The sequence below is a fragment of the Paraeggerthella sp. Marseille-Q4926 genome, from assembly GCF_916618935.1.
Taxonomy (GTDB): Bacteria; Actinomycetota; Coriobacteriia; order Coriobacteriales; family Eggerthellaceae; genus Paraeggerthella; species Paraeggerthella hominis.
Genome location: NZ_CAKAKF010000004.1, coordinates 241887 through 267469 on the forward strand (window position 1 = coordinate 241887; position 25583 = coordinate 267469).

The window sequence follows — 25583 nt, forward strand, 5'->3', positions numbered from 1 at the left end:
ACGCATGTCTGAATGCTTCGATCCGCGCGAGTGTCGCGTGGCGTTGCTTGCCGGGGGAAAAAGCGGGGAGCGAGAGATATCGTTGGCTTCTGGAGAAGGGGCTTCCCAAGCTCTGAAAGAAGCGGGATTTAACGTGACCGTCCTTGATCCTGCTGAGAAAGAGGATTTGAAGCGTCTGATCGACGAACCTTTCGATGTTGCATTCCTATGCTTGCACGGAAAACTTGGCGAAGACGGCACGGTGCAGGGCTTCTTGGAAGTGATTGGGCTTCCTTATATTGGCTCAGGGGTGTGGTCAAGCTCCTTGGCCATGGATAAGGCGAAAGCGAAGTTGTACTATCAGCAGCACGATATTCCTACGCCTCCTTCCGTGACGGTTCGCGCAGGCGATTCCGTAGACGCTCGTCAGGTTATCGCTTTTCTTGGGGATCACTGCGTGGTGAAGCCTGGTACGGAAGGCAGCGCGCTCGGTGTGTTCATCGTCGAGGGAGAGCAAGCTATTCTGGATGCGGTGGAAAAGGCGCTCGAGATAGATGATGAGGTCCTTATCGAACGGTACGTCAAAGGCACCGAGCTGACTGTTGCGGTTATCGGAGGGGATGATCTACAGGCTCTTCCGATTATCGAAATCGTTCCGAAAAGCGACTTTTATGATTTTGAATCGAAGTACGCTCCCGGAGGGTCGCAGCATATCTGCCCTGCTCTGCTTTCTGACGAGACGACGAACATGGTGCAGAAGCTAGCTATCGAAGCGCACAAGGCCCTTGGATGCGATGGTGTTTCGCGCTCCGATTTCATTTTGGAAGAAGATGGGTCGTGCTGGATTCTGGAAACCAATACGATTCCTGGCATGACCGGCACCTCGCTTTTGCCGGATGCTGGCAGGGCGGCGGGGATTTCCTTCCCTGACTTGTGCACGAAGTTGGTACAGTACGCGCTTCGCGCCTAAACTTTCAACGGTGGGGTAAAAAATAGGGCGAGGTCACGAACCTCGCCCTATTTTTTCTGCAAGCGTTTACAGTATTCCGCAGGATTTCAATCCGAACAACGCTAAGGCGACGATTGCAAGAAGGAATATCCAGCTTACCGCATAGCACCCCTTGTTTCCCTTGCGCCCTTGCTCGATCAGCTTCTCGCTCATTTTGCGGCGGCTTTTCATAATGACGGTTCCAGGCTTTTTCTCAGGAAGCGGCACGGTGTCTTTCGGTTGCCATGATCCTTCGCTTTCGACAATCTGCTGCACTGCTTGATCGCCGAATGAGACATCGGGGCGAACCCCGTCCGCCAAGCGCGCCGAGATTCCCTGTATGAAGGAACTCATAGGCTGCTCAAGCTCATTCTCGTAGCAAACGAGCGCGACTTGTCCCCAGTAATGGCCTGGATCGGGCGCGTCGGTGAACGCTATGAAAGACAGGATCGCCTTGAGGTTCCACCCGCGAGCAACGAGGATGCTGAGCGTGCGAGAAGTCTCTTCGTCAAGATATCCGATAAGCCCGCCGAAACGGTTCTTCAGCCAGGCAACGTTCTTCTTGTCCCGAACGATGAACTCTAGTTCGAACACATCGCCAACCAGGTTGTCGGCGCCAAGCAGCGCCGCTGCATCCTTCTTGGATTTTGTCTCGAATCGAGCGTATGTTCCGAAATAGCGTTCCGCCTGCATCTTTTCTCCTCTACCATGGTGTAGCTCAGGGTGTGTCGGGCGTGTAATCACCGTGTTTTAGGTTTGTGCGATCCTATGATAGATGATAGGCTGATAGCTATGGATAATCAAAGTATGCTCAAGCAGGATACCCTGCAAAGTTTCATAAGCGATGGAACACCCCAGCCCGTGTGCGACCGTTACGCATTGCTCCCTTCGTGGGCGGAATCCCTTGATTTCGGCGAACTTGACCGTAACGTGGTTGTGCTTGATACGGAAACGACGGGGTTCTCGTACAATCACGATGAACTGACCCAAATTGCCGCTGCTCGCTTCGAGCAGGGCGAGATAGTGGATTGGTTCATCACGTTCGTGAATCCGGGTAAGCCTATTCCGGAAGAAGTGGCTCGTCTGACCGATATCCACGATAGCGATGTTGCTGAAGCCCCTTCCCCTGAAGAGGCGCTTGCTGCACTGGTGTCGTTCGTCGGCGATGCAAGCGTGGTTGCTCATAACGTTGATTTCGATCGCACGTTCACGACGCGTCATCCCAGCGGGTATCCGCTTCTGGAGAACACTTGGATCGACTCTCTTGATCTTGCTCGCATAGCTTTACCGCGCTTGAAGTCTCATCGGCTTTTAGATCTTGTGCGAGCTTTCGGCGCACCGCTTTCCACTCATCGCGCCGATGCGGACGTGGCGGCCACCTGCGCGATGTATCGCATCCTTCTTGCTGGCGTGGCGGCTATGCCTCCTGCGCTTGTGAGGGAAATTGCTCGAATGGCAACCCCTGACCAGTGGTCTACGCAGGTTGTGTTCGATCGTATTGCCGATCTTCAATCGAGCTCAGCGTACAGCAAGGTCTTTTCCAGCCTTTGGAACGATGTTTCACGTGAAACATCGTCGAATGCCGCCGTTGAGCCCGGTGATGTTTCACGTGAAACATCACCGCTTGATGCAAAGCACCACTTCTCCCTTCGTGCTTTGAGAAGGGATCGACTGGGTAAAAAAGAGCATGCTCCTAAGGTGGATGCAGACGATATAGCCTCCAATCCCCAACGAGAGCTTGTGTTTCCTTCGCAAGAAGCTATCGACCAAGCGTTTTCCGAACAGGGACTTGTTGGAGCTTTGTACGGCGATTTCGAGCCGCGCAAAGAGCAGCGCATTATGGCCGAAGCCGTGCGCGATGCGTTTGCCAGTTCGGAAAATCTTATTGTCGAAGCGGGTACGGGCGTTGGAAAGTCGATGGCTTATCTGGTGCCGGCTGCGCTTACGGCGCAGGCGAACAACATTACGGTAGGCGTTGCGACGAAAACCAACGCACTGCTTGATCAGCTGGTGTACCATGAGCTTCCTGCGCTCGCCGAAGCGCTTCATACGGTGAATCCCGAGATGCCGCTGTTGACGTATGCTCCGCTGAAGGGGTTCTCTCATTACCCGTGCCTGCGGCGCATAGATCGCATTGTGTCTGATGGCCCTCAGATGAGGCTTGTGAATGGTAAGGAGCAAACTCAGGCTCCGGCGCTCGCGGCTCTTCTTTCTTATGTGGAGCAAACCTCGTACGACGACATGGACGGGTTGAAAATCGATTATCGAGTACTGCCCCGTCGAGCGGTAACCACGACGAGCCATGATTGTCTTCGCCGTAAATGCCCTTACTTCGGAACGTCTTGTTTTGTGCATGGGTCTCGCCGGCGTGCCGAGGCGGCCGATATCGTTGTGACCAATCATAGTCTTCTCTTTTGCGATTTAGTGGCCGATGGCGGGTTGCTTCCCTCTATTCGATACTGGGTGGTGGACGAGGCTCACGGGGCTGAATCGGAAGCGCGCCGAGCTTTTTCGGTTTCTCTGGCTGCTGAGGATATTACGCGTCTTGCTCATCGCGCCGGTGCTGACGAAGCTTCCCGTAACGTGTTCGTTCGAGCCGAGCGCCGCGTGGTGGTTTCCGGAAGCGAAGAAGGAAGCTCCCTGTTCTATGCGTTGACCAGTAAAGCTCGAGCTGCCGGGAAAACGTATGCCGAAGCTGCGCAGGAATTCGCTTCCCACATGAAAGACCTGCTGTTCTTCGATCAGAACAAACGAGGACGAGGGTACGAAACCGTAGAACTCTGGATCAATAACGATATTCGCAACAGCGCTACGTTCGGTCAAGTTACATTGCTGGGGCGGGCTATGTCGGATGCTGCGGAAAAGCTGGTGGCCGCATGCCAAAATCTGGTTGCGTATCTGGAAGAGGTTGACGGGGCGGCTGAAATTCAGCGCGAGATCGCATCGATGGCTATCGAGCTGAAAGAACAGATCGATTCCGTTGACATCATATTGACTAAAGCGCCCGAATCCTGCGCATACTCCGCAACAATCAATCGCAAGAAAGACCGCGTTGCCGAAAAGCTTGAAGCGCTGATGGTCAACATGGGCGCGATTATGAACGAGACCTTGTTCGCGAAAACCCACTCAGTGGTGTTTGCTTCGGCCACGCTGTCGGTTGATGGAAAATTCACTGCGTTTGAGAACTCGCTCGGGCTGAACGAAACCGAATTCTCGCAATCCAGGACTTGCAAGCTTGATTCGAGCTACGACTACGACGGCCATATGACAGTGTACGTTGTTGACGATATGCCCGAACCGAGCGACGCAGCCTACCTTTCTTCGTTGCAGCGCCTTCTGGTGGACGTTCATCGTGCGCAGCAGGGGTCTATGCTGACGCTGTTCACGAATCGTCGCGAAATGGAGAAGTGCTTCGACGAAGTTAGTCCGCAGCTTAAAGAAGACGATCTCCGTGTTGTCTGCCAGAAATGGGGCGTGTCGGTAAAGGGACTTCGCGATGATTTCCTTGCCGACGAACATCTATCGCTGTTCGCTCTCAAGAGCTTTTGGGAAGGGTTCGATGCTCCCGGGGCTACGTTGAAGGGCGTGATTATTCCTAAGCTGCCGTTCTCCAAACCTACTGACCCCTTATCGTGCGAGCGCGCGGCGCGCGACGATCAGGCATGGCGCCGTTACGTGCTTCCCGCTGCTGTCCTTGAAACGAAGCAAGCGGCAGGAAGGCTTATTCGCAAGGCCGAGGACGAAGGCGTGCTTATTCTTGCTGATAAGCGATTGCTTACCAAGAGCTATGGCAAGGCTTTTTTGAATTCTCTACCAAGCCGAACTATCAAAATCATGTCCGCGCGCGAGATAGCGGACGATGTGCGGCGCGGTCGTGCGTGATCTAAGCTGCGACGGGGTTGTATGGCCAGGAGAGACGACAAGCTAACGCGAGCTGCACATATTAAGAGGCATACGAAGGGCACGTCGAACGAGATTTCGTTCAGCGTGCTCGATGCCGCTCGAGAGGCTCTTGACGGTGGCCGCGCAGAGAAGGAAAAGCGCGGCCCGTTCGGTCATGTGTCCTTGTTTACGCTGCCCGCGCGCAGAAAAAAACCCTCAGGAACCCCCACTAAGGAAAAAGGACTCCCTCTTTCGACTGGTGACTTCGTATCGGTGGACGACAAAGAGGTTTTTTCGCGCTTCGATGCGTTTGATTTTGCAGCTCCAGCGATGGGGGGCGCTCAGTCTGCATCCTCGGACAAGACAAGACGTTCAAGGTTGTCTTCGTCGGCCTCCTCTGCACCGAGGAAAGCATCGAGCCCTTCTAAACCCGTTCGGTCTCCTGAAGAGGAAATAGCCCTGCGCAAAGCCCGCCGCAAATTGAGCAAAGTGGTGGCTGCTGTTGTCATATCGCTTACGATGGTGGTATTGCTGTCGCTTGGCGGGATGTATCTGTACAACGATCTTAAGAGCCATCAGAGCAATGTCGCGCAATTAGACGAGGCGCTTGATTTGGTGAATCAGGCTGACGAAGTGATCGTGGAGCTCGATGATGTGGTCTCGCATCCTTTTGACGAGGGAATGGCGCAACGGCGCAAAGACGTGTACTCGCAGCTTGAAGCCGCGTCCCTTCAATTGAATCAGGCTGACGAAAAGGCCCGCGCTTCATCGCTTAATCTGAACGAATCGCGCGATAAGGAAGCGGCTAATCAGACTGTGGCCGCTATTGCTGCTCGTCGGTCGCTTATTGAATCGGGTACGGAGCTGCTTGAAGAGTCTTCCAGGGCTGAAACTGCCGCTATCAATCTTCAAAATGTTTGGAACGAGGTTCTGAAGGCCGATAGCCTCGCACGCGACGCGGCTAAACTGGTGAAAAATACGACAGCTGAGAATGTTCAGGCTTCGAAAGATAAGACCAACGAGGCTCTTGCTGCGTTCAATGACGCCTATAGCGCTCTTTCCGAGGTGCAACGTGCCTACGATGAAGCCGATATGAGCGCATTGCTCTCTTATGTGGAAAAAAGAATAGAGTCCCTTGGCTATGCGATAGCTTCGGATGACGCGTTTTTAGCTAAGAACAAAGAAGAGGCGTCTGCTCAGAACGAGGCGTACAACGTTGCCGATGCAGAGGCGGTCGCTCTTGCGAAGGCTATTCCCGAAAAACCCGAAACGCTTGTGTACGAAGCATACGAACAGGTCGTGTCCAGCATGGAGGAGTCGTACTCAACAGCTCGTTTACAAGCGGGGACGGCCGATGCTTTTATTCGCGATTATTTGGGCGCGGAAAGCAAATAGCGTATACTTGCGTTATATGTGCCTTGTAGAAACACCAGGGAACGAAAGGCAAAGCTAATGCCGGAAATAGTAGATCACGTTGCGTATCTGTCCCAGGAAATCGGCCCGCGTCCAGCGGGAACCGAAGAGGAGCAGCAGGCGGCGCTGTACATAACCGAGCAAATGCAGAAAGAAGCTGGCCTTTCCGCAGTGATCGAGGATTTTAACGGCTCTCCGGATGCCGATATTCCCCGCATGATTTGCTGTGGTTGCTCGCTGGTCATCACGGTCGCGGCTTTGTTCGTGCCTGTTCTGGGAATCGCCTCGGTGGTTGTTACATTGATAGCAGCGCTTTTGTTTGCAGCGGAGGCGTTCGATCGACCGGTTCTGTCTAAGGTTTTGGCGCGAGGCGTCAGTCAAAACGTGGTGGCGAAGTACGATCCGGGCTATTCTGCTGAAGCAGGCGGATCTCGTCGGCGTAAAGTCGTCCTGGTGGCTCGTTATGATAGCGGCAAGGTGCGTGCCGAGCTGAACGGTCCGCTTGCGCAGGCGCTTCCTGCCATTCAATGGACGACGTTTGGGGCTATGGCCTTGCTGCCCGTTGTTTTACTGCTGCGCAACGTGGTGTTCTTGAACGACGGTGGAATGGTTTCCACGGTTCTTAATGTGATTGTCGTCATCCTGCTGGTTCTTGCCTGCATTCCTTTGGTGACCGGCGCTTTTCATAAATTCGCCGCTTACAACGAGGGCGCGAACAGCAACGCTGCGGGTACGGCCGTACTGCTTGAAGTGGCGCGCCGCGTGGGTCGCGGCCGCGTAAGTGAAGCTGAACTGGCCGAACGTGGAGAAGCTGCCATTCATGGCGAAGATGCGGCCCGGGCTGCTGGATTGGTTCCCGAGGGAGTCGAGCTGGTATACGAGGCCGAGAACTTGAAGCCGCCCGCGATGGCTCCCCAGACGCCCGAAGCTCGTTTGGCGGCTGCAAAAGCGGCCGTTGCGGCTTTGACCGGAAAACCTGTAGCGGGTGCTGCTGCCGCTGACATAGCGCAGAATCTCGTCCAGATCAAAGAGCCTCCCCTGCCTCGTCCTTCCGATGAAGATTATCACGAGGTGCGCGGAGAGGTTTTGGAAGCGTTTTCCACTATTCCCCCCGATACCATGCAGGAAGCGCTCGCTAAGGCTGAAGCCGCTGCCCAGGATGTTGAGGGAATCGTTGCAGCCGGCGATGCTGCCCTGAACGTGGTTTCGTCGGTCGAGCCTACCCCGTACTCCACCGCATCGACGGGTGGAGTTCCCGATTGGTTCAGGAAGGCGCAGGAAAAGGCGAAGAAGCCCCGCACCGTTGAAAAGCCCGTGCAGCGTTCTCGTTATGCGAGCGCGCTCGATGCGGCCGTAAGCGAAAGCGCTGGTCATTTTGCCGAGGCGAACATGGCTGTTGAGCGCCGCTTCGAGCAGCAGATGGACGCGAACCGCGATGGCATTCGCGAGATAAAGGCCCCTCAGTGGAACGTTTCCCCCGACCATGCCGAAGCTCCTGGCAATGCTTCCAAGGACGGAGAAGCGGTCGACGGCGCTGCTTCTGCTGCCGAATATGGCGCTGAGAACGTGCATTCGTCGGACCCCTTCGACGGATCTGCGCCTTCCGCTCCGCAGGATGCGGAAAACGATCCGCTGTCCACCACCGCGATGGCTCCTATCGATGTAAGCGGCCTTCGACCGGGTGATCTACCTTCCATGCCGGAACTATCCATGCCGTCGTTTTTGGATCCTCGCAAGGTTCAGGAAGAGGCTTTGGCAACGCGTCAAGACGAGCACCGTACGGATAACCGCGTAAACGTGACCGACGGCGTTTCTGAAGAGGATGAAGCGGTGTTCGGGCTTGCTCAGGATACCCCGCTCGACGAGGCGGCGCGTAAGCCCATCGTGCTGCCCGATATCGGCGTTTCTGCGGCGAAGCCGGCTCCTATCACCGAGCTGCCGAAACAGCGTGCTCCTTTAGCGGACGTTGAAAGCGCTGGTAAAACTGCTGCGAAGAGCCTGCTTACCATGCTTCCTTCCATCAGTTTGGGATCTTCCGACGAAAACGACGGATCGGGATCGACGTCTGCCGAAGGTTCCCCATCCGAAAAAGGCGCTTCCCTTCGCTCTATGCTTCCGTCTTTGTCGGGGGCTATTGCACGCACAAATGCGCCCGAGGCGAAAAGCTCTAACGTAAATGCCGCTGGGTCGTTCGCGCCTGCTGGAGCTACCGGCGCCTTCGCTCCTGTTGGCGATGAACTGCTCGACAACGTGGATCCCGACGACATCTACGTCGACGATGCTGATGACTCGGCGTACGATGCTAACTTTACCGAAACGGGCGCTTTTGCCGGACCTGGGTACGTGGAAATGCCGAAATCGCGCGTCCGTCGCTTGCTCGATCGTTTCCGTCGCAAAGATAAGGAAGAGGCGCCGAGCGCTCAGGAGTGGTTGAACGTAGACGACACGTTCGATGCGCGCACCGTGGGAGCCGAGCGTGGCGGATGGGAGAGCTTCCGCGAGGAAGATGAGTCCGCGGGCGGCGTTGATCCTTCTGCAACTACGCGTATGGATGCGTACGAGGGCGATTATCTTGATGAGTCGTTCGATACGTTCGACGAGAACGCTTTTGTTGGCCAAGGTGATAGCTTTGAAGCCGATGGGTTCTACGACGAGGAGCTTGATGTCGAGGATGACGAATTCGACGGCTATAAAGGCAACGCCTCTCGCCCTTGGAACGGCGGCGCGTTCTCGGCCCGTCGCGTAGAGAACGCGGATTTCGATTCTGAGAGCCTTGCGGAAGAATCGGCACAAGCTGCTGCGTCTGAAATCGAGATTTCGGACGAACTTCAGCAGATATACCAGTTCCGCAACCCTGATATCAATACGGAAGTATGGTTCGTCTCGCTGGGATCCGAGCTTACTCAAAACAGCGGTATGAAGGCTTTCTTGGCAGAGCACCAGCAGGATTTGCGCGGTGCGATCATCATCGATCTCGAAGCTCTGGGTGCAGGCGATTTGAGCATGATTGAACAGGAAGGCCAGTTCAAGACGGTAAAAACTTCTTCTCGTATGAAACGGTACGTAAAGAAAGCTTCTCAAGCAACCGGAGTCAGCGTGTCGGGCGGGCGTATTCTGTGGCAGGACAGCGCTGCTTCGTTCGCTATCAAGCACGGCCATCAGGCAATGCACCTGGTGGGCATGGCGGGGTCCAAGCCTGCTTACTTCGCCCAAAGCGACGACGTTTTGGAAAACATCGATGAAGAAACGCTGTCGTCGAATGCAGACTTTGTTATGGAGTTGTTGAAGAATATATAGTCACCTGCGGATATACTCTTCAAGCATGTTCCAGGTGACCTATAATGGGCAATTGCGCATCTTGGGATGCAAGTTTACAACCTTGATTTAAGAGACGGGCTGCTTTGCGGTTCGTGAGAGTACAGGACAGAGAGGTGTTTTTCAGCCATGGCTATTGAGGCATATTGCGTGAAGTGCAAGGCAAAGAAAATCATGAAGGATCCCGTTGAGAGCATGACGAAGAACGGTAAGCCCATCACGAAGGGCAAGTGCCCGGATTGCGGCACCACGATCTGCCGTATCGGTGCTGCGAAATAGCCACCATCTCTTTTAAGAGTATTGAATGCCCGTCGTAGGACGGGCATTTTTATATATACCGAAGGTCTCGTATAATACTCTTTCACCATGGTTTTCACCGATAACTCCCTTTGGCTCGTTGTGCGGAAGGTTGTTGCGCTTTATCATGGTAAAGACTTCATTCTCCACTCTAAAGGTACGCAAGGCCGTCGTTTCAGATTGGCCGTATCCGCTTTATCGAAAAGCCGTTGCTGCGGCAGGAAGGATGCGCTATGGGAGACGAGAAAAAAATCGCGCTGTACGAAAGCTTCAAAACCATTAACTCGATTGATGTCGATAATTACGATCTATACGACGTTAAGCGCGGTTTGCGCAATGCTGATGGCACGGGTGTCGTAGCGGGATTGACCAATATTGCGAACGTTCATGGCTACGTGATTTCGGATAATGAGAAAATAGCCGATGACGGCATGCTCCGATATCGCGGCTACGATATCTACGACCTGCTTGATACCGATGCTATCGATCGTCGCTTCAACTACGAAGAAGTTGCTTACCTTCTTCTAATGGGAGAACTTCCTACGCAGGACCAGCTGGATCGTTTCGTTTCCGTTCTGGATGCTGAGCGCGAGCTTCCTGATGGGTTTACCGCGTCGATGATCATGCGCGATACTCCCCCCGATATCATGAACGTTCTTGCGCGCACTATTCTGCTGCTGTATGCGTACGACCCCGAAGCTGAAGATCGCAGCGCTCATCACGAGGTTCATGCGGCTATTTCTCTCATATCGCGCCTGCCTCGTATTATGGTCCTTACGTATTACGCCAAGCGTGCGCGTTACAACAACGAATCGATGATTATGCATCGGTTCCTGCCGGGGCAATCTACTGCAGAGACCATCTTATCTATGCTTCGCCCAGACCGTGCTTTCACGCCCGAAGAAGCGCGAATGCTCGATATTATGCTGTGCCTGCACGCCGAACACGGCGGCGGCAACAATTCCACGTTCACGACGCGCGTTTTAACTTCGGCGGATACTGACGCGTATTCCACGTATGCGGGCGCAATTGGATCGTTGAAAGGCCGTAAGCACGGCGGTGCGAACCATCAGGTGCTGGCTATGCAGAAGGAAATCAAAGACCATGTTTCCGATTGGTCTGATGAGGGCCAGGTTGCAGATTACCTGGCGAAGATCGTCAATAAGGAAGCATACGATAAGACGGGGCTGGTATACGGCATGGGCCATGCCGTATACACGAAGTCGGATCCGCGTGCCGTGATCTGCAAGAAGTTTGCGGAGAAGCTTGCTCGAGGAACGGAATACGAGGCGGAATTCCAGCTGCTTGAGAATATCGAACGTCTTGCTCCTGAGGTTATCTTGAAGGAAAAGGGTACGCGCAAGGATATGTGCGCCAACGTCGATATGTACTCAGGCTTCGTGTATTCGATGATGGGCATTCCTGAAGATCTGTTTACTCCCCTGTTCGCTTGTGCTCGCATGTCGGGATGGGCTGCGCATCGTTTCGAGGAAATCGTTTCGGGCAAGCGCATTATTCGTCCGGCTTACAAGTCTGTACGCAAGGGAAAGCGCGACTACGTTCCCATGACGGATCGTTAAAGATTGCAGCACTACTCAGGAAAAGCCGATGTTTCACGTGAAACATCGGCTTTTCTTTTTTGGAACGTATCGCTACTTGTTTTACGAGGATAGGCGATAGATTGGTTTTCATGCGCTGTGCCGTTCGTGTCTGAACGTCTTGAGGTTAAGATGTTTCACGTGAAACATCTTAAAAGATCGGGCATTGACGAAGGCGATTGGTTGCAATCGAGGTACTTTTTTCTGTGCAGGTGTGCAGGTGTGCAGGTGTGCAGGTGTGCAGGTGTGCAGGTGTGCAGGTGTGCAGGTGTGCAGGTGTGCAGGTGTGCAGGTGTGCAGGTGTGCAGGTGTGCAGGTGTGCAGGTGTGCAGGTACTTCGCGTCAAACAGATAAAGGGCCAGTTCGCGAGTTACCGTGATACTAAACCCCGCTACTCTTAAATATTATTAAATAAATTATAAATAAAAATACGAAAGCATACGTTCTGGAACAAACGCTTTCTCAGTCCCGTTTCCCCCGTAGCGAAAATCGCCACCGTGTGGTATCGCCTTTCATAATACGTATTTGATCAGGTAAAACAAGAATATCAAGCTAACGATTATTGCCATCTTGACGCTTTTAGAATCGGTTTCGTACACTGGCGCAACCGGTAAGGGGAATCTGCAGATCCTTCGCAATCGAACATGTGAAACAGTCGTGCTTTGGAAAGGATCGGCCATGGAGGGCATGAAACGTACCGTAGAGGCAAACGCTGCAAAACGATTTACTCGTCGCGAGGCGTTGTTCGCTGGCGGCGTCGTGACAGTCGGCGCGTTGGCGAGCAGCTTGCTTGGGGGTTGTTCAGGCGCGGCGTCATCGTCGTCCGCAGAATCATGGGATAAGGAAGCGGACTTGGTAGTCGTAGGCGCTGGGACAGGATTGTACACTGCGCTTCGAGCACGTGAAGAAGGACTGAGCGTTATCGTGCTGGAAAAGGGTGCGAAGCCCGGTGGCTCTACCCTGTACTCGTCCTCGGTGGTTTGGGCTCCTGCGAACAAGCTTATGGAGCAGAACGGTGACAAGGATTCGAAAGCGGACGCACTCGCGTACCTTGCAGCAGGATCGGGTGAAACGTACCTTCCTGATCATGCTGAAGCTTTCGTAGACAATGTGAACATCGCTCTAGACAACGTGACGCGCCTAGCAGGCGTCGAATGGGTGTATTGGGCACCCGGTATCGACTACCGCTCTGATCTGCCGGGAGGAAGGACCATAGGGCGCTCTCTCTGCCCCAAGGTAGAAAAAGATCAGGCAATCGCCGGAGTTCTGGGCGGCGCCCTTGTATCGAGCGCGGAAAAAGCAGGCGTTGAAATCATGGCGAAAACTCCGGCAACCCAGCTTGTCACGCGCGTTTCTGACGATGGTTCCACCGAAGTGCTTGGCGTGGTCGCAAAGGACGGCAAGAGCGAAATGAAAATTCGCGCCAAACGGGCGGTCGTCATGTCGTCGGGAGGGTTCGATTGGAACGAATCGATGATGAAAACCTATCTGCGCGTCCCCGCGTTGTATAGTTGGGGCACGCCGGACGGCACCGGCGACGGACAGCGAATGGCTATGAAGGCGGGCTGCGATCTTAGCTTCATGAACGAAGCTTGGCTTTCGCCCGGGTACAAGGTCGAGTACGAAGAAGCTCGGGCTATGGGAGCGAGCAAGCTTTCAACGGCTATTCGCGACGATTGCAAGCGCGGGGTGATCTACGTCAACAAGCACGGAAAGCGATTCACGAACGAATGCTCCAACTACGATTCCGTAGGCAGGTCGTTCTGCGCTTTGGAGAACGGGGTTGAGCCTCGCGGTTGGCAGAACCTTCCCGCGTTCGCGATAGCCGACCAAGCTGCGGTCGACACGTATGGGCTGAACGGCGGAAAGCCCGGTCAGCCGGGGGCGGCGTTCAAGCAGTACGGCTCCATCGAAGAACTTGCCCAGGCATGCGGCATCGATGCTGCGGGTCTTGCCGAGGAGCTTGCCCAATACAACGACCATGCGCGGAACGGTTCGGATCCCGATTTCGGTCGCGGGCAAGACTACTATGGACAGCACTACGTGGGTGGCGACTCGAACTACGAAGGAGCGGCTCGCACGCTTGCTCCACTGGAAACCGGTCCTTTCTGGGCGGCTGAAGTGGTTCCCGTTGTGCTTGGAACCATGGGCGGGATGAAAATCGCCGCAAACGCTCGGGTTTTGGATACGGACGGTAACGAGGTTAAGCGTTTATTTGCTCATGGCAACTGTGCGGGGGTTGGCTGTGGAGGGGCATTTTATGCAGGAGGCGGCGGCACGTTGGGCCCCTCTCTGGCGTTCGGTGAAATCGCCGCGGCCCAGCTTTCTTCGCTCGAAGCCTGGTCGTAAAAGTTACTGCATGCCATGGGAGGTGCAGCCCTCCCATGGCATGAGGGAGCGGAGGGGTCTGTGTCTTTGGGTTTTTTAAGCAGTCCGGAGTTTCAGCTTCTGCTTTCGGCAACGGCGCGCCGCCCCATGCTGAAAAGCGAGCTTGATCGCCGGTTCGTACCGGACGGTTATACAGCGGACGAAATATGGGAAGCGTTGACGGCCATCCGACGTGGCCAGGCGTTTTACGGGCCGATCGTCGAATTCACTCCCGAGGGAGTTCGTAAGAACTGGCATACGGTTCCAGCGACGTTGCAGTATTCGTTACGCCAGATAGCTCGTAAAACGCAACGGGGATCGTTTCTTGATCTTCTTATATCGGAGCGCGCCGGGTGTCGCTTTGTGACGCAGTATTACATAGAGGAAGCCGTTGCGAACTTAAAGCACGATGGGTTTGAAACGGACTACGAGAGCGTTCGTGCGGCAATATTCGGCGAGCGTGCATGCATGACCTTCGCGGAGCGGCTTGCGGTGAACTTTCATTCTATTATGAGGGATTTGCCTGCGTACGAAGAGCTCCCCTTCGACGAATCGGTCATTATGCGTTTGTACCAGGACCTTACCGAAGGGCTTTCGGATGAGGATCTTCCTGCTCCGGGTACGGTGTCCTTGTTGGATCAGCATGCTGTTTCGGCTCGAGACAACGGCGTGCTGGATATTATCGTTGCCACCGGAAACGACTTGAACACCGAGCCGGTTCAAGATCCCATTATGGTGTCGATGCTGGTGAACTGCCATTTCTGGAGGCTTTCACCGCTTCCGTCGTGCAATAACCTCATGGGGTGCATAGCCAGCCGGTTCTATCTGCTTAAAAAAGGGCTTCCTGCGTTTCGCTTCCTTCCGAAAACGAAGATTCTGGAAGATTGGAGCATGGGAAGCAGTTTTTCAGGAAGCGCTCGCTACTCTTTGCGAGAGTCGATTGTGGCGGACGGGGCTGCTACGGATTGGACGGCGTACTACGATTCGTTTATGTCCATCATGTTGCACATGCTTCAGCTTATGGAGGAATCCCTTGCAAACCTCAAGGAGTCAGACGATTTGATCCTTGCGCGCATTGCGACTTCGGATGGATTTAATCATCGACAGAAAACCCTGTTGAAACGCGCGGTTCTTGCACCCGAGACGGAATTCGCCATATCGGAACATCGCGCTGCGCATGGAATCGCGTACTCGACAGCACGGACCGATTTCGAAGATTTGGTTGCTCGGGGGCTGCTTGTTCGAACTACGAGGGCTACGGCGAACGTGTACTTGAGCGCACCCGACTTGCGGGTATCGTTCGCTCGGCTGATCGAGCGAACCGCATCGGAAAAAGCTGCGTTGTGATTTGGGCGATCAGCAAGAATAGCAATGGCGGAGGCGGTAGGATTTGAACCCACGAACGCGTGAACGTTAACAGTTTTCAAGACTGCCGCCTTCAACCACTCGGCCACGCCTCCGCATTTTTGGTCCTGGGGCTTTGCGCGATTGGTTTGGCGAACGCGTTTAGGCTTACTTGTTTCACGTGAAACAATGATATTTGAGCCGCTCCAGCATTCTGGCCATGCGAAAATCGCGTTGAATCCCTGAACGATTGGTAGGATACCATATAATATGCGACATGACCGATGAAGACTACATGCGTATGGCTCTTGCCGAAGCGCGCCGTGCCGAACAGTTGGGCGAAGTTCCTATCGGCGCCGTTGTCGTATACCAGCCTATTGATCCCGCTACCTGCAAGCCGTTGGCTGATCCGGTGGTTATTTCTCGGGCTTGCAATATGAGGGAAACGACGAAAGACCCAGCTGGACATGCAGAGTTTTTGGCTATGAAGCAGGCTGCTGAGTATCTAGATGCATGGCGTCTGACGGGTTGCACGGTGTACGTGACGCTCGAACCCTGCATTATGTGCGCTGGGCTGATGCACCAAGCGCGCGTTGATCGGTGCGTCTTTGGCGCTCCTGATCCGAAAGCTGGTGCGACGGGCACGTTGTACTCCGTCAACGCTGACGAACGGCTTAACCATACCTTCGAGGCGACTTCCGGCGTCCTTGCCGACGAATGCGCCCAGATACTACGCGACTTCTTCGCAAGCAAAAGAAAGAGGCGAACGAAACCTTTATGACGAATACGACCGAACTTCCGGAATCCAGGCCCGTTTCTCCAGGTGCGGAAGGGCCCTCTTCTCGTGCAAACGACCCGCATGTTGTTGATATGTTCGAGGTTGCGTGCATCGCTCAGGGGGTGGATGTCGCCTCGTTCAATGCCTTCGGATCCGTTAAGATGGTTGCTCCTGCGAAGGTGAACCTGTACCTCGATATAGGCGAACAGCGCGCGGACGGATACCACGAGGTTACTACCGTCATGCATGCGCTGTTGCTGCATGACGTCTTGCGCATGAAAACCGCCCCGGCGGCGCCGGGTGCGGGATTGGCGGTTGATCTGGCTTCACGCTCGTGCGAGGGACTTGCGCCGCTCGACGTTGCCCCTTCAGACAATATCGTGAGCAAGGCTATTCGCCGTTTCGCCGCCGCGCTTGGGCGGCAGCAAGACGAAACGATTGTGGTAAGTATCGAGAAGCACATTCCCGCAGAAGCCGGTCTTGGGGGCGGGTCTTCCGATGCCGCTGCCGCTTTGGTGGGCGCGGCGCTCTTATGGGGCGTTCCGACCGACGATGCTTTGATTGAGGAAACCGCTCGGTCACTCGGTGCCGATGTGGCGTTTTTCTTGCACGGCGGCTGCGCGTGCTTGACCGGCGTAGGGGATGTGCTTGACCATAAGCTGACGCCCATGAACGGGCCGGTGGTGTTGATCAAGCCTGAAGGGGGCGTTTCGACGGCCGCTGCTTATCGCGCCTTTGATAAGAACCCTTCGTTCGTTTCAGCCGATCAACGTGCTATTGCATTACGTGCCACGCGTGCGCAGGATGTCCCCTTGATCAATAACTTGGTGCCGGTCTCCGAGGATATGCTTCCGGCTCTTGCGGATATTCGAACATGGGCAAGCTCTCATGAGGATGTGGATGCCTCGCTCATGTCCGGCAGCGGATCCGCCGTGTTCGCGATGTGCAAGTCGATCGATGCCGCAACGCGCGTGGCAGCGCAGGCTCGAAGCCGGGGTTGGTGGGCTCGCTCGACAACCTTCGGTCCTTCGCGTGCGGCTTCCGTTCCGGTGAGATAGGTTCCCGGCCCGCTTGATGCGGGACTGGGGCGATTGATCGGCGAGTCTTACCGTAAGGGAACGGTTACAGAATAGTGGCGTACGATAGTCTCGTTTCCAGCGATGGTAGAATGAGCCGTACGCATTAGCAAAGGAGAGCTATGGACATCGTATGGATCGTCGTGCTTGTCATTGTCGTTGTGCTTGCTTTGGCTGTTATCGGGTTGTACAACAACCTGGTCAAGCTGCGCAACATGGTGGACAACGCCTGGGCACAAATCGACGTTCAACTGCAGCGTCGTTTGGATCTTATCCCCAATCTTGTTGAGACCGTCAAGGGTTATGCTTCGCACGAGCGCGGTACGCTCGACGAGGTCACGCAGGCTCGCACAGCCGTCATGAACGCCGGCACTCCCGAAGGGAAAATGCAGGCTGATGGCATTTTGACCGGGGCCCTGAAAAGCCTGTTCGCCGTTGCGGAGGCATACCCCGACCTGAAGGCGAACGTGAACTTTCAACAGCTGCAAGCAGAGCTTTCCAACACGGAAGACAAGATCAGCTACATGCGCCAAAGCTATAACGACACGGTCATGAAGTTCAACACCGCTATTCAGACGTTTCCTGCCGTGCTTATTGCCGGTATGATGGGTTTCAAGGAGCGTCAGAGTTTCGATGCCGCGTCGGGCGCGGAAGTGGCTCCCCAAGTTCAATTCTAGCAAGGGCAGCCCCTCGTTTCGTGTCTGGGACGAGGGGCTTTTGTTCTATACCGGGATCGTGCTGCTGAGTTTTGACGATTGACGGGGTCCGGTACAACGACCCGGCTCGATGCGTCCTGCTCCCCTTCCCTGGTTTGTCAGACGGAGCGGTTTATGGGCAAGCGCGAAGATCGACAATCGAAAACGTTTGACCGCCTTCTGGATTCCTCGGGCGTCTTTGCCGTTGTCGCGTTGATTCTGGTTGCGTTTTTGGTTGGCTTCTACGTTGTTCTGTCTATAAACATGAATGAGATAGACCAGCGAACCGAGCGGTTGAAAGACCACCCCTACGCGGTGACGCTGGCCGCTGGTCGGGCTGAGACGTATCTGATGTCCATGAGAACGCTCGACGATCGCCTGGGTTTCGCGCGCACTCCTGAAACCGTGGAGAGCGTTCGGGTTGAGTTCGAGGAAATCGACCAGCAGATGATCAAAGAGCTTGAGCAGGTTTCCGATCGGTTCATCGCCGCTCCTGAACTTGCCGTCGAGCTCTCGAACCGCTACGAAGAGTTCCGTCTTCAACAGCAAGAGCTCATCGATATGAGCTTGGGCGATGCGAGCGATCATGATGTAGCTCGCTTCCTTTCCGACAATATCGACCCGCGCATCAACCACATGCTAACGATCAACACCGAGATCATCGACGTTGCGTCCGAATCGTTTGACAGGACGTACGCTCAGATAGCCGATGCCCGGAAAGAGGCTATAGACACGGCAACGGTTCTCTTGAGCGTGTTCGTCGTTGCGCTCATCCTGTTCATCATTGTGATCATGCGGAAAAACAATCAACAACGTGCGCTCCAGGAAAGCCTGAGCTGCGCGCTTGAAGCTGCGCAGGAAGCCAACGAGGCGAAGTCGAGGTTCCTGTCGAACGTGTCCCACGACATTCGCACGCCCTTGACCGCGATCATCGGGCTGGCGAACATAGCCAGCGAGCACGAGGATGACCGCGAGCGCGTGGGGGAATCTATCAGCAAGATAAAACTCTCCTCGCATCATCTTTTGAACCTGGTCAACGACGTGCTGGACATGAGCAAGATAGAAAGCGGGCAAATCGATCTAACCCGCGCGACGTTCAACGTGTGCAATTTGGTGGAGATGATGGTTTCCATCGTTCGCCCGCAGGCCGATACGAAACAACTTTCGTTCGAGGCGGTCAATTGCTCGCTTGGGCGCACGATGGTGGTTGGCGACGAGATGCGCGTAAGTCAGATTTTGGTCAACTTGCTGGGCAATGCGGTGAAGTACACGGAGCCGGGCGGTCACGTGTGGTTCTCGGCGGCCCGTATGCCGTTCGGCGAAGTGGCGGAAGAGTTGAACCTGAACGAGCAGGATGCCCAGAAAACCTGCGTAGTTCGCTTTGTGATCGAGGACGACGGCATAGGGATGTCGTCGGATTTCGTTGAGCGCATGTTCGATCCGTTCGAGCGGGAGGAGCGCCCATCGCGTCTTGCGGTGGAGGGAACGGGTTTGGGGATGTCTATCGTGAAGAACCTGATCGATGTTATGAACGGGTCCATTAAAGTGGAGAGCGTTCAAGGGAAGGGTTCGAAGTTCACGGTGGATCTTCCCTTCGAGATGCAGGAGGAGGCCTCGGCGGACGCCGAAGATCTTTCGACGGCGCCAGACGACGCAGAACTGCCTGATGGCGGCCGTTCGGCTGATTGGGCGCGCGTACGGGTTCTGCTTGTTGAGGATAACGACATCGTGGGAGAAATCGCCGAGGAGTTCATCAAGAGCACGGGCGCTTCGGTCGATCGCGCTTGGGACGGTCTTGAAGCGGTCGAAACGTTGAGGTCGGCACCGGAAAACTATTATGACCTGGTGTTCATGGATATACAAATGCCGCGCATGGACGGTTTGGAGGCCGCTCGCGCAATCGTGGAGGAAAGCTCTTGCGCGCATCGTTCGCATCCGCCGATTATTGCCATGACGGCCAATGCGTACGTCGAGGACAGAAAACGTGCTTCCGAGGCGGGGATGGACGGCTATGCGGTCAAGCCAATCGGAAAAGACGAGATCGTACGGCTGCTTGAAACGCACGTGAAGCCACGGAGCGCCCGTTAGAATCGATGAGCCTTCGCGCGGCCTCTTGCGAGTCTGGTATGATGCGGAATCAAGGAGTTCGTACAAGCAAGGCGCTTGCTGTTCTGAGAGAGGAGTTCCGTCATGATCGCCCGCTTATCGCGCATCGCTGTGCTGTTGGTTGTTTTGGCGGTGGTCGCGCTGGTGGTCTATCTTGTTGCCACGTATCGCTACTCGCCAACCCGTGCGAAGGAAATCCTCATCAAACTGTTCACGGCTATCACGGGCGTTCTTTCCTCGTTCTTTGGATTGTTCAGCCTGTATGCGTGGTTCGAGCACAATGTGGGCGTGTTCGATCTGGCGTTTAGCTTTTTACTTACCGCTTTGGTTGCGCTTGGCGTGACACAAGTATGCCGCGCTGTTTTCCTCAAGCATCATCCGGCGTACCGCAAAAAGCCGATGAAGGCGAAACGGATCGGCTCGCGCTTCAGGGGCCGCCGAGGCTGATCGGCTGTACTCGTTGGTATTCGAGCGGACCTGCGCAACAGCGGGTCCGCTTGTTTTCCAACCCATTCGTAACTGCTCTTTTTCGATCCGCCTTCCTTTTCGTACTGGCCCCTGTTTCGATCGGGGTCAGTCATACGATGGCATTCGTGCAACGTATGGTTCCGGCGCTTGCCGGCGCTGGCGATGGGAAAGGAAGGGTTCGCATGAGGTACACCAACGGCAACTACGAAGCGTTCGCTCGGCCTAGAAAACCCAAGGGAGTCGATGACAAGTCGGCGTATTTGGTAGGCGGCGGCCTTGCCGGTTTGGCAGCTGCGGTGTTTTTGCTACGCGACGGACACATGCAGGGCAATCGGATTCATGTATTTGAAGAAACGGCTGTTCCGGGAGGATCTTTAGACGGTAAGGCGGTGCCGCTTGACGGATTTGTGACGCGCGGCGGCCGCGAGATGGAGAACCACTTCGAGTGCTTATGGGATTTGTTTCGATCCGTTCCATCGCTTGAGGTGGAACATGCGTCAGTGCTCGATGAATTCTACTGGCTTGATCACGACGATCCGAACTCCTCCAACTGCCGCATCATTCACGATCGCGGGTGCCAGGTTGAAGACGATGGCGACTTCACGCTTTCCAAGAAGGCGAAAAAAGAGCTGATCGAGCTATGGATGGCTTCCGAGAAATCGCTCGAAGGCAAGCGCATAGAAGACGTTTTCACCGAGGAGTTCTTCAAATCGAACTTCTGGCTGTACTGGTGCTCGATGTTCGCGTTCGAGCGTTGGCATTCCGCTATAGAAATGCGCCGCTACATCATGCGCTTCATTCACCACGTCAAAGGGCTTCCTGATTTCACCGCGCTTAAGTTCACGCGCTTCAATCAATACGAATCGCTGGTCAAGCCCCTGGTTTCGTACTTGAAGGAGAACGGCGTCCAGTTTGAGTGCTATGCGCGGGTCGTTGATGTTCGCGTTGACGTTTCCGACGACGCGAAGGTCGCCCGCGAGCTGGTGGTGGACCGCAGCGGTCGCATCGATCGCATAGGGCTGACGGAAAACGATCTGGTGCTGATCACGAACGGATCCATAACAGAAAGCTCCACGCAAGGCAGCCATTTCGATCCGGCTCCCGTCACCCATGAGCTGGGCGGCAGCTGGACGTTGTGGAAGCGGTTGGCCGAGCAATCGCCCGAGTTCGGCAACCCTGACGTGTTCTGCGAGAACCTGCCCAAGGAAAGCTGGTTCGTTTCCGCAACGGCTACCTGGCAGAACAGCAAGATCGACCCGTATATAGAGCGATTGACGAACCGGGGCCTCAGGACCGGAAAGGTTGTGACCGGCGGCATCGTTACCGTGAAGGACTCCAACTGGCTTATGAGCTTCACGATACATCGTCAGCCTCATTTCAAGGAACAGCGTCCCGACCAGACGGTCATGTGGATCTACGGCCTGCTATCGGGCGTTTCCGGCAACTACGTCAAGAAACCCATCGAGGCGTGCAGCGGCCAGGAGATTGCGCAAGAGCTATTGTACCATTTGGGCGTTCCTGAATCTCAAATCGAGGCTATGGCGCATGATGATTGCACGGTGATGCCCGTGTACATGCCGTTCATCACGTCCTACTTCATGCTGCGCAAGCCGGGGGATCGTCCTTTGGTGGTTCCCCAGGGCTCGAAGAACCTTGCGTTCATCGGCAATTTCGCTGAAACCGAGCGCGACACGGTTTTCACGACCGAGTATTCTGTGCGCACCGCCATGGAGGCGGTGTACCAATTGCTCGACGTGGAGCGCGGCGTGCCTGAGACGTTCGCGTCTGCGTACGATGTGCGCGCCCTTGCGAGCTCTCTGTACTATCTGTCGGATCGCAAGAAGCTTGTCGACATGGATCTTCCCTTTGTGGAGCAGCGAATTGTCGATTCGTTCGTCAAAAAGACCGAGAACACTTACATCGGCGATATTCTCAAGAAAAGCCATTTGGCGTAAGCGTTCGGCGTATACTGCGTTGCTTGCCGCTCGGCTTCGCTTGGGCCAAGCATCGTGCGGCCGGTTTGCACCTGAGGAGCGGTGCACTGGTACCTATCCGTTGCCGTAGGGAAACCGGTTGGACGATATAATGAAGCCCGGCAGTTGAAAAACTGTCGGGCTTTTGAAGTTGGTGGCGGAGAGCTGGGGATTCGAACCCCAGACACCCTTTTGGGGTGTACTCGCTTAGCAGGCGAGCACCTTCGGCCTCTCGGTCAGCTCTCCACAATATAATAGGTGCGGTTTGCTATGATACCGTGACCACCTCCAAGTTGCAAGGAGCATGATTGTGCAAAACATGAGCGGTACGCAACTCCACATTTCCTTCGCTATGCAGCGCAGGCGATTCGCGCTTGCATTCGCCTGCCTGATCGCCTTAGCCGTGGGCGTTCTGGCGTGCTCGCCGGCCTATGCCGACGCGAAGTCGTACACCATGCCTAAGGTTGATATTCAGGCGCAAGTTGAAACCGATGGGTCCTTGCATGTGGTGGAGCAGCGCGCATTCGACTTCAGCGGCGATTTCACGGCTGTATGGTGGGAGCTCGGCAGCGGTCTTCCGTCGAACGCGTCCATCAAGATCAACGGCATGCGCATGGGCCAGCTTGGCGCCGACGGATCCATTTCGGGCGAATGGACAACGCTCAAAGACGTGCCGTTCGTGCTGGGCTGGCGCGAATCGGGCGGACCTGGCACGGATGCGTACTCGTTCGACGAGCCGAAGAACACCGTGTACGCGTTCTTCAACCAATCCGATACGCAGGCGATGATAGAGCTTGACTACACGGTGGTCAACGGCGCGCAAGCCTATGGAGACGTGGGAGAGGTGTACTGGAAGTACATAGGGTCCCAATGGGCCGAAGCGTCCGATAACGTGACGATGACCCTTGCGCTGCCGGTGCCTCAGGGAACCGAGGTGAAAGCGGGCGATAACGTGCGCGCTTGGGGCCACGGCCCGCTTGACGGATCGGTGTCGGTCAATGCGGATGGATCCGTTACGTACAAGGTCCCCCATGTGTCGGCCGGGCAGTTTGCCGAAGCGCGCGTTGTGTTTCCCGTGAAATGGCTCACGAACCTTTCAGCAAAAGATGCCGCTGCGCACGGTGGGGCCATGCGTCTTGATACGGTGTTGAAAGAAGAGCAGTCGTGGTCTGACCAAGCGAACGTTCAGCGCACCATGTCGCTTGCATTCATCGTGGGCTGCGGTGTGATAAGCGTTTTGCTGCTGCTTTGGGGCTTGTGGTCGTATCGTCGGTACGGTCGCGAGCATGAACCTGACTTCAAGGACGAGTATTGGCGCGACGTTCCCGATTCTGCCGTGCACCCTGCGGTGATCGGTCGCCTGTGGCGTTGGGATCGCGAAAGCCAGGATGATTTCTCGGCTACGCTCATGCATCTGGCTCATATCGGTGCCGTGCGCATCGATGCCGGCAGTTATGACGAGCCGGGTTTGTTCGGATCGTCCAAAACGAAGGGCGACTACTATATAACCAAGCTGCCCGCCGCCGACGCGGTGGCCGATCCTATCGACCGTGCGGCGCTCGACCTTCTGTTCGGCCGGGTTGCCGAAGGCCGCGACTCGCTGTGGTTCGGCACGATCGAAACGTACGGCAAAGACCATCCTCAAGAATTGCTTGACGCCATGCAGTCGTGGCAGGGAACGTTGTCCGCCGCAACGAACAGCCAGGATTTCTTCGAAGCAAAGGGCAAGCGCTATCAGGGGTATTTGATTGCTCTTGCCGTAGTGATGGCCGTTGGCGGCGTGGCGATTTGGTTGATGATGGAGAACTTCATACCTCTCATCTTCATGCTTCCCGTGGCTATTGCCTTGGGCATTATCGCCAACTACATGCCGCGCCGAAGCGTGCGCGGAAACAACCTGATCGCGCGTTGCAAAGCGCTGCGCAACTGGTTGCGCGATTTCTCGTCGCTTGACGAGCGCCCGCCCACCGACGTTAAAGTGTGGGGCGAGTTCATGGTGTATGCGTACTTGTTCGGCGTTGCCGACCAGGCTATCAAGCAGCTGCAAACCACCATGCCTCAATTGTTCGAGTACGACGGGTCCTTGGGCGTGTCCTACATGCCGTGGTGGTTCTGGTACACGGGCGGGCATACGTCGACCGGCGTTGCCATGCCTGCGGTGGGCGATCTGTTCCAATCGTCCATGGCTAACACCTTGTCGTCGGCTCAGGCCGCCCTGTCCGCTGCAAGCGGGGACTTCTCAAGCGGCGGCGGATTCGGTGGAGGGTTCTCGGGCGGCGGAGGCGGCGGCTTCGGCGGAGGCGGCGGTGCGCGCTAGAAAGGCCGTGCTACAATGCGGATGAAGTTGTCAGCTAGGGAGGAGCCAGTATGGCGGAAAAAGACAATATCGTTCTGATCGGCATGCCCGGTGCGGGCAAGTCGACGCTGGGCATTGTGTTGGCTAAGATCATGAACTATCACTTTATAGACGCAGACCTGGTCATCCAGAACCAGTGCGATAAAACGCTTCAGAAGCTTATCGATGCATGCGGGCCCGAAGGGTTTATCGAGGTTGAAAACGAGATCCTGCGCGATATCGAAGCGTCCAAGAGCATTATCTCCACGGGCGGTTCCGCGGTTTACTCGGATGAGGCCATGCAGCACCTGACCGAAATCGGTACGGTTGTGTACTTGCAGATATCCTACGACGAACTGGTGAACCGCTTGCACGATTTGCAGGAGCGCGGCGTGGTTCTCAAGGGCGGCATCGGCATGAGCCTGCGCGAGCTGTTCGACGAGCGCAAGCCGCTGTACGAGCAGTACGCCGAGATCACGGTCGACGTGAACGATTTGACCATTACCGCGGCGGCCCGCAAGGTTGCCGACGCGATCAAGCAGGCGCAAGCGTAGCGAAGGAGGCTCCATGGTCGAAACGATAGAAACCGCTCCCGTGAAACCGCTGATCACGATTGACGACTTGGATAAGCTGGATATTCGCGTCGGGCATATCGTGCTGGTTGAAGACGTGGAGAAGTCGAGCAAGCTTATAAAGATGACGGTGGATTTCGGTGGCTTTACGCGCACCATTCTTTCGGGCATGAAAGAGGAGCGAGAAGATCCGAAGGCCGAGATCGAGGGCAAGCAGGCTCTGTTCGTGGTAAACCTTGCTCCGCGAAAGATGGCGGGCGAAGTGTCCGAGGGCATGATCTACGATATCGGATACGAAGACGGCATCCTGCCGGTTCTCGCCGTCCCTGAACGCGACGTGCCGAACGGCGTGCGTCTCGGCTAAGTGCGAAACAGGGACGGAGCGCGCAACTTGCTG

Annotated in this window: 18 protein-coding genes and 2 tRNA genes; 17 read left to right on the top strand and 3 right to left on the bottom strand. The window is 55.5% G+C overall.

Going from position 1 to position 25583, the window contains the following annotated elements:
* The first annotated feature begins 4 nt into the window (after positions 1-4).
* Entirely contained in the window at positions 5-949 is a 945-nt protein-coding gene (locus LG373_RS09675) for a D-alanine--D-alanine ligase (protein WP_114566365.1), read from the top strand.
* Between the two features lie 66 nt (positions 950-1015).
* Here LG373_RS09675 and LG373_RS09680 read toward each other — a convergent pair whose 3' ends face one another.
* Positions 1016-1660 (bottom strand): hypothetical protein, encoded by a 645-nt coding sequence (locus LG373_RS09680; protein WP_216529334.1) that lies wholly within the window; start codon positions 1658-1660, stop codon positions 1016-1018.
* A gap of 114 nt (positions 1661-1774) precedes the next feature.
* Between LG373_RS09680 and LG373_RS09685 the strand changes: the two genes are divergently transcribed.
* The 7 genes from LG373_RS09685 to LG373_RS09715 all read left to right on the top strand — a co-directional run bounded on the left by LG373_RS09685 (position 1775) and on the right by LG373_RS09715 (position 15186).
* Complete coding sequence (locus tag LG373_RS09685) at positions 1775-4849, top strand: helicase C-terminal domain-containing protein (RefSeq protein WP_370632901.1); 3075 nt, start codon at positions 1775-1777, stop codon at positions 4847-4849.
* Positions 4850-4870: 21 nt separating this feature from the next.
* A complete protein-coding gene (locus LG373_RS09690) occupies positions 4871-6244 on the top strand; it encodes a hypothetical protein (protein WP_216529250.1) in 1374 nt (457 codons plus the stop codon).
* Positions 6245-6301: 57 nt separating this feature from the next.
* Positions 6302-9559, top strand: a complete 3258-nt coding sequence (locus LG373_RS09695; protein ID WP_225749671.1) for an aminopeptidase — start codon at positions 6302-6304, stop codon at positions 9557-9559.
* 147 nt (positions 9560-9706) lie between these two features.
* Entirely contained in the window at positions 9707-9856 is a 150-nt protein-coding gene (locus LG373_RS09700; protein WP_225749672.1) for a DUF5679 domain-containing protein, read from the top strand.
* Between the two features lie 251 nt (positions 9857-10107).
* The gene (locus tag LG373_RS09705; RefSeq protein ID WP_216529249.1) at positions 10108-11454 is read left to right on the top strand and encodes a citrate/2-methylcitrate synthase; all 1347 of its coding nucleotides are present in this window, start codon (positions 10108-10110) and stop codon (positions 11452-11454) included.
* Between the two features lie 696 nt (positions 11455-12150).
* Complete coding sequence (locus LG373_RS09710; RefSeq protein WP_225749673.1) at positions 12151-13821, top strand: FAD-binding protein; 1671 nt, start codon at positions 12151-12153, stop codon at positions 13819-13821.
* Between the two features lie 60 nt (positions 13822-13881).
* Complete coding sequence (locus tag LG373_RS09715) at positions 13882-15186, top strand: hypothetical protein (RefSeq protein ID WP_225749674.1); 1305 nt, start codon at positions 13882-13884, stop codon at positions 15184-15186.
* A gap of 25 nt (positions 15187-15211) precedes the next feature.
* On the opposite strand, the gene LG373_RS09720 is transcribed toward LG373_RS09715, so the two are convergent.
* Positions 15212-15299, bottom strand: a tRNA-Ser gene (locus LG373_RS09720).
* 161 nt (positions 15300-15460) lie between these two features.
* Here LG373_RS09720 and LG373_RS09725 point away from each other — a divergent pair.
* From LG373_RS09725 to LG373_RS09750, 6 genes are all read left to right on the top strand, one after another.
* Positions 15461-15964, top strand: a complete 504-nt coding sequence (locus tag LG373_RS09725) for a nucleoside deaminase (protein WP_225749675.1) — start codon at positions 15461-15463, stop codon at positions 15962-15964.
* Positions 15961-17019 carry a 4-(cytidine 5'-diphospho)-2-C-methyl-D-erythritol kinase gene (gene ispE / locus LG373_RS09730; protein WP_225749676.1) on the top strand — a complete coding sequence of 353 codons (1059 nt, stop codon included), beginning with the start codon at positions 15961-15963 and terminating at the stop codon, positions 17017-17019. Before LG373_RS09725 ends, ispE begins: the two co-directional genes overlap by 4 nt.
* Before the next feature lie 140 nt (positions 17020-17159).
* The gene (locus LG373_RS09735; protein ID WP_225749677.1) at positions 17160-17714 is read left to right on the top strand and encodes a LemA family protein; all 555 of its coding nucleotides are present in this window, start codon (positions 17160-17162) and stop codon (positions 17712-17714) included.
* Between the two features lie 153 nt (positions 17715-17867).
* A complete protein-coding gene (locus LG373_RS09740) occupies positions 17868-19820 on the top strand; it encodes a hybrid sensor histidine kinase/response regulator (RefSeq protein ID WP_225749678.1) in 1953 nt (650 codons plus the stop codon).
* Between the two features lie 102 nt (positions 19821-19922).
* Positions 19923-20285: a guanylate cyclase gene (locus LG373_RS09745; RefSeq protein ID WP_114566375.1), complete on the top strand. Its 363-nt coding sequence runs from the start codon at positions 19923-19925 to the stop codon at positions 20283-20285.
* Positions 20286-20488: 203 nt separating this feature from the next.
* A complete protein-coding gene (locus LG373_RS09750) occupies positions 20489-22261 on the top strand; it encodes an oleate hydratase (protein ID WP_225749679.1) in 1773 nt (590 codons plus the stop codon).
* A 173-nt stretch (positions 22262-22434) separates the two neighbouring features.
* On the opposite strand, the gene LG373_RS09755 is transcribed toward LG373_RS09750, so the two are convergent.
* Positions 22435-22525, bottom strand: a tRNA-Ser gene (locus tag LG373_RS09755).
* Positions 22526-22583: 58 nt separating this feature from the next.
* Between LG373_RS09755 and LG373_RS09760 the strand changes: the two genes are divergently transcribed.
* From LG373_RS09760 to LG373_RS09770, 3 genes are read left to right on the top strand one after another with little or no spacing between them, the layout of a single operon-like run.
* Positions 22584-24596: a DUF2207 domain-containing protein gene (locus LG373_RS09760; RefSeq protein WP_225749680.1), complete on the top strand. Its 2013-nt coding sequence runs from the start codon at positions 22584-22586 to the stop codon at positions 24594-24596.
* Positions 24597-24646: 50 nt separating this feature from the next.
* Positions 24647-25168 carry a shikimate kinase gene (locus LG373_RS09765; protein ID WP_114566377.1) on the top strand — a complete coding sequence of 174 codons (522 nt, stop codon included), beginning with the start codon at positions 24647-24649 and terminating at the stop codon, positions 25166-25168.
* 13 nt (positions 25169-25181) lie between these two features.
* Complete coding sequence (locus LG373_RS09770) at positions 25182-25550, top strand: tRNA-binding protein (protein ID WP_225749681.1); 369 nt, start codon at positions 25182-25184, stop codon at positions 25548-25550.
* Positions 25551-25583 lie beyond the last annotated feature (33 nt).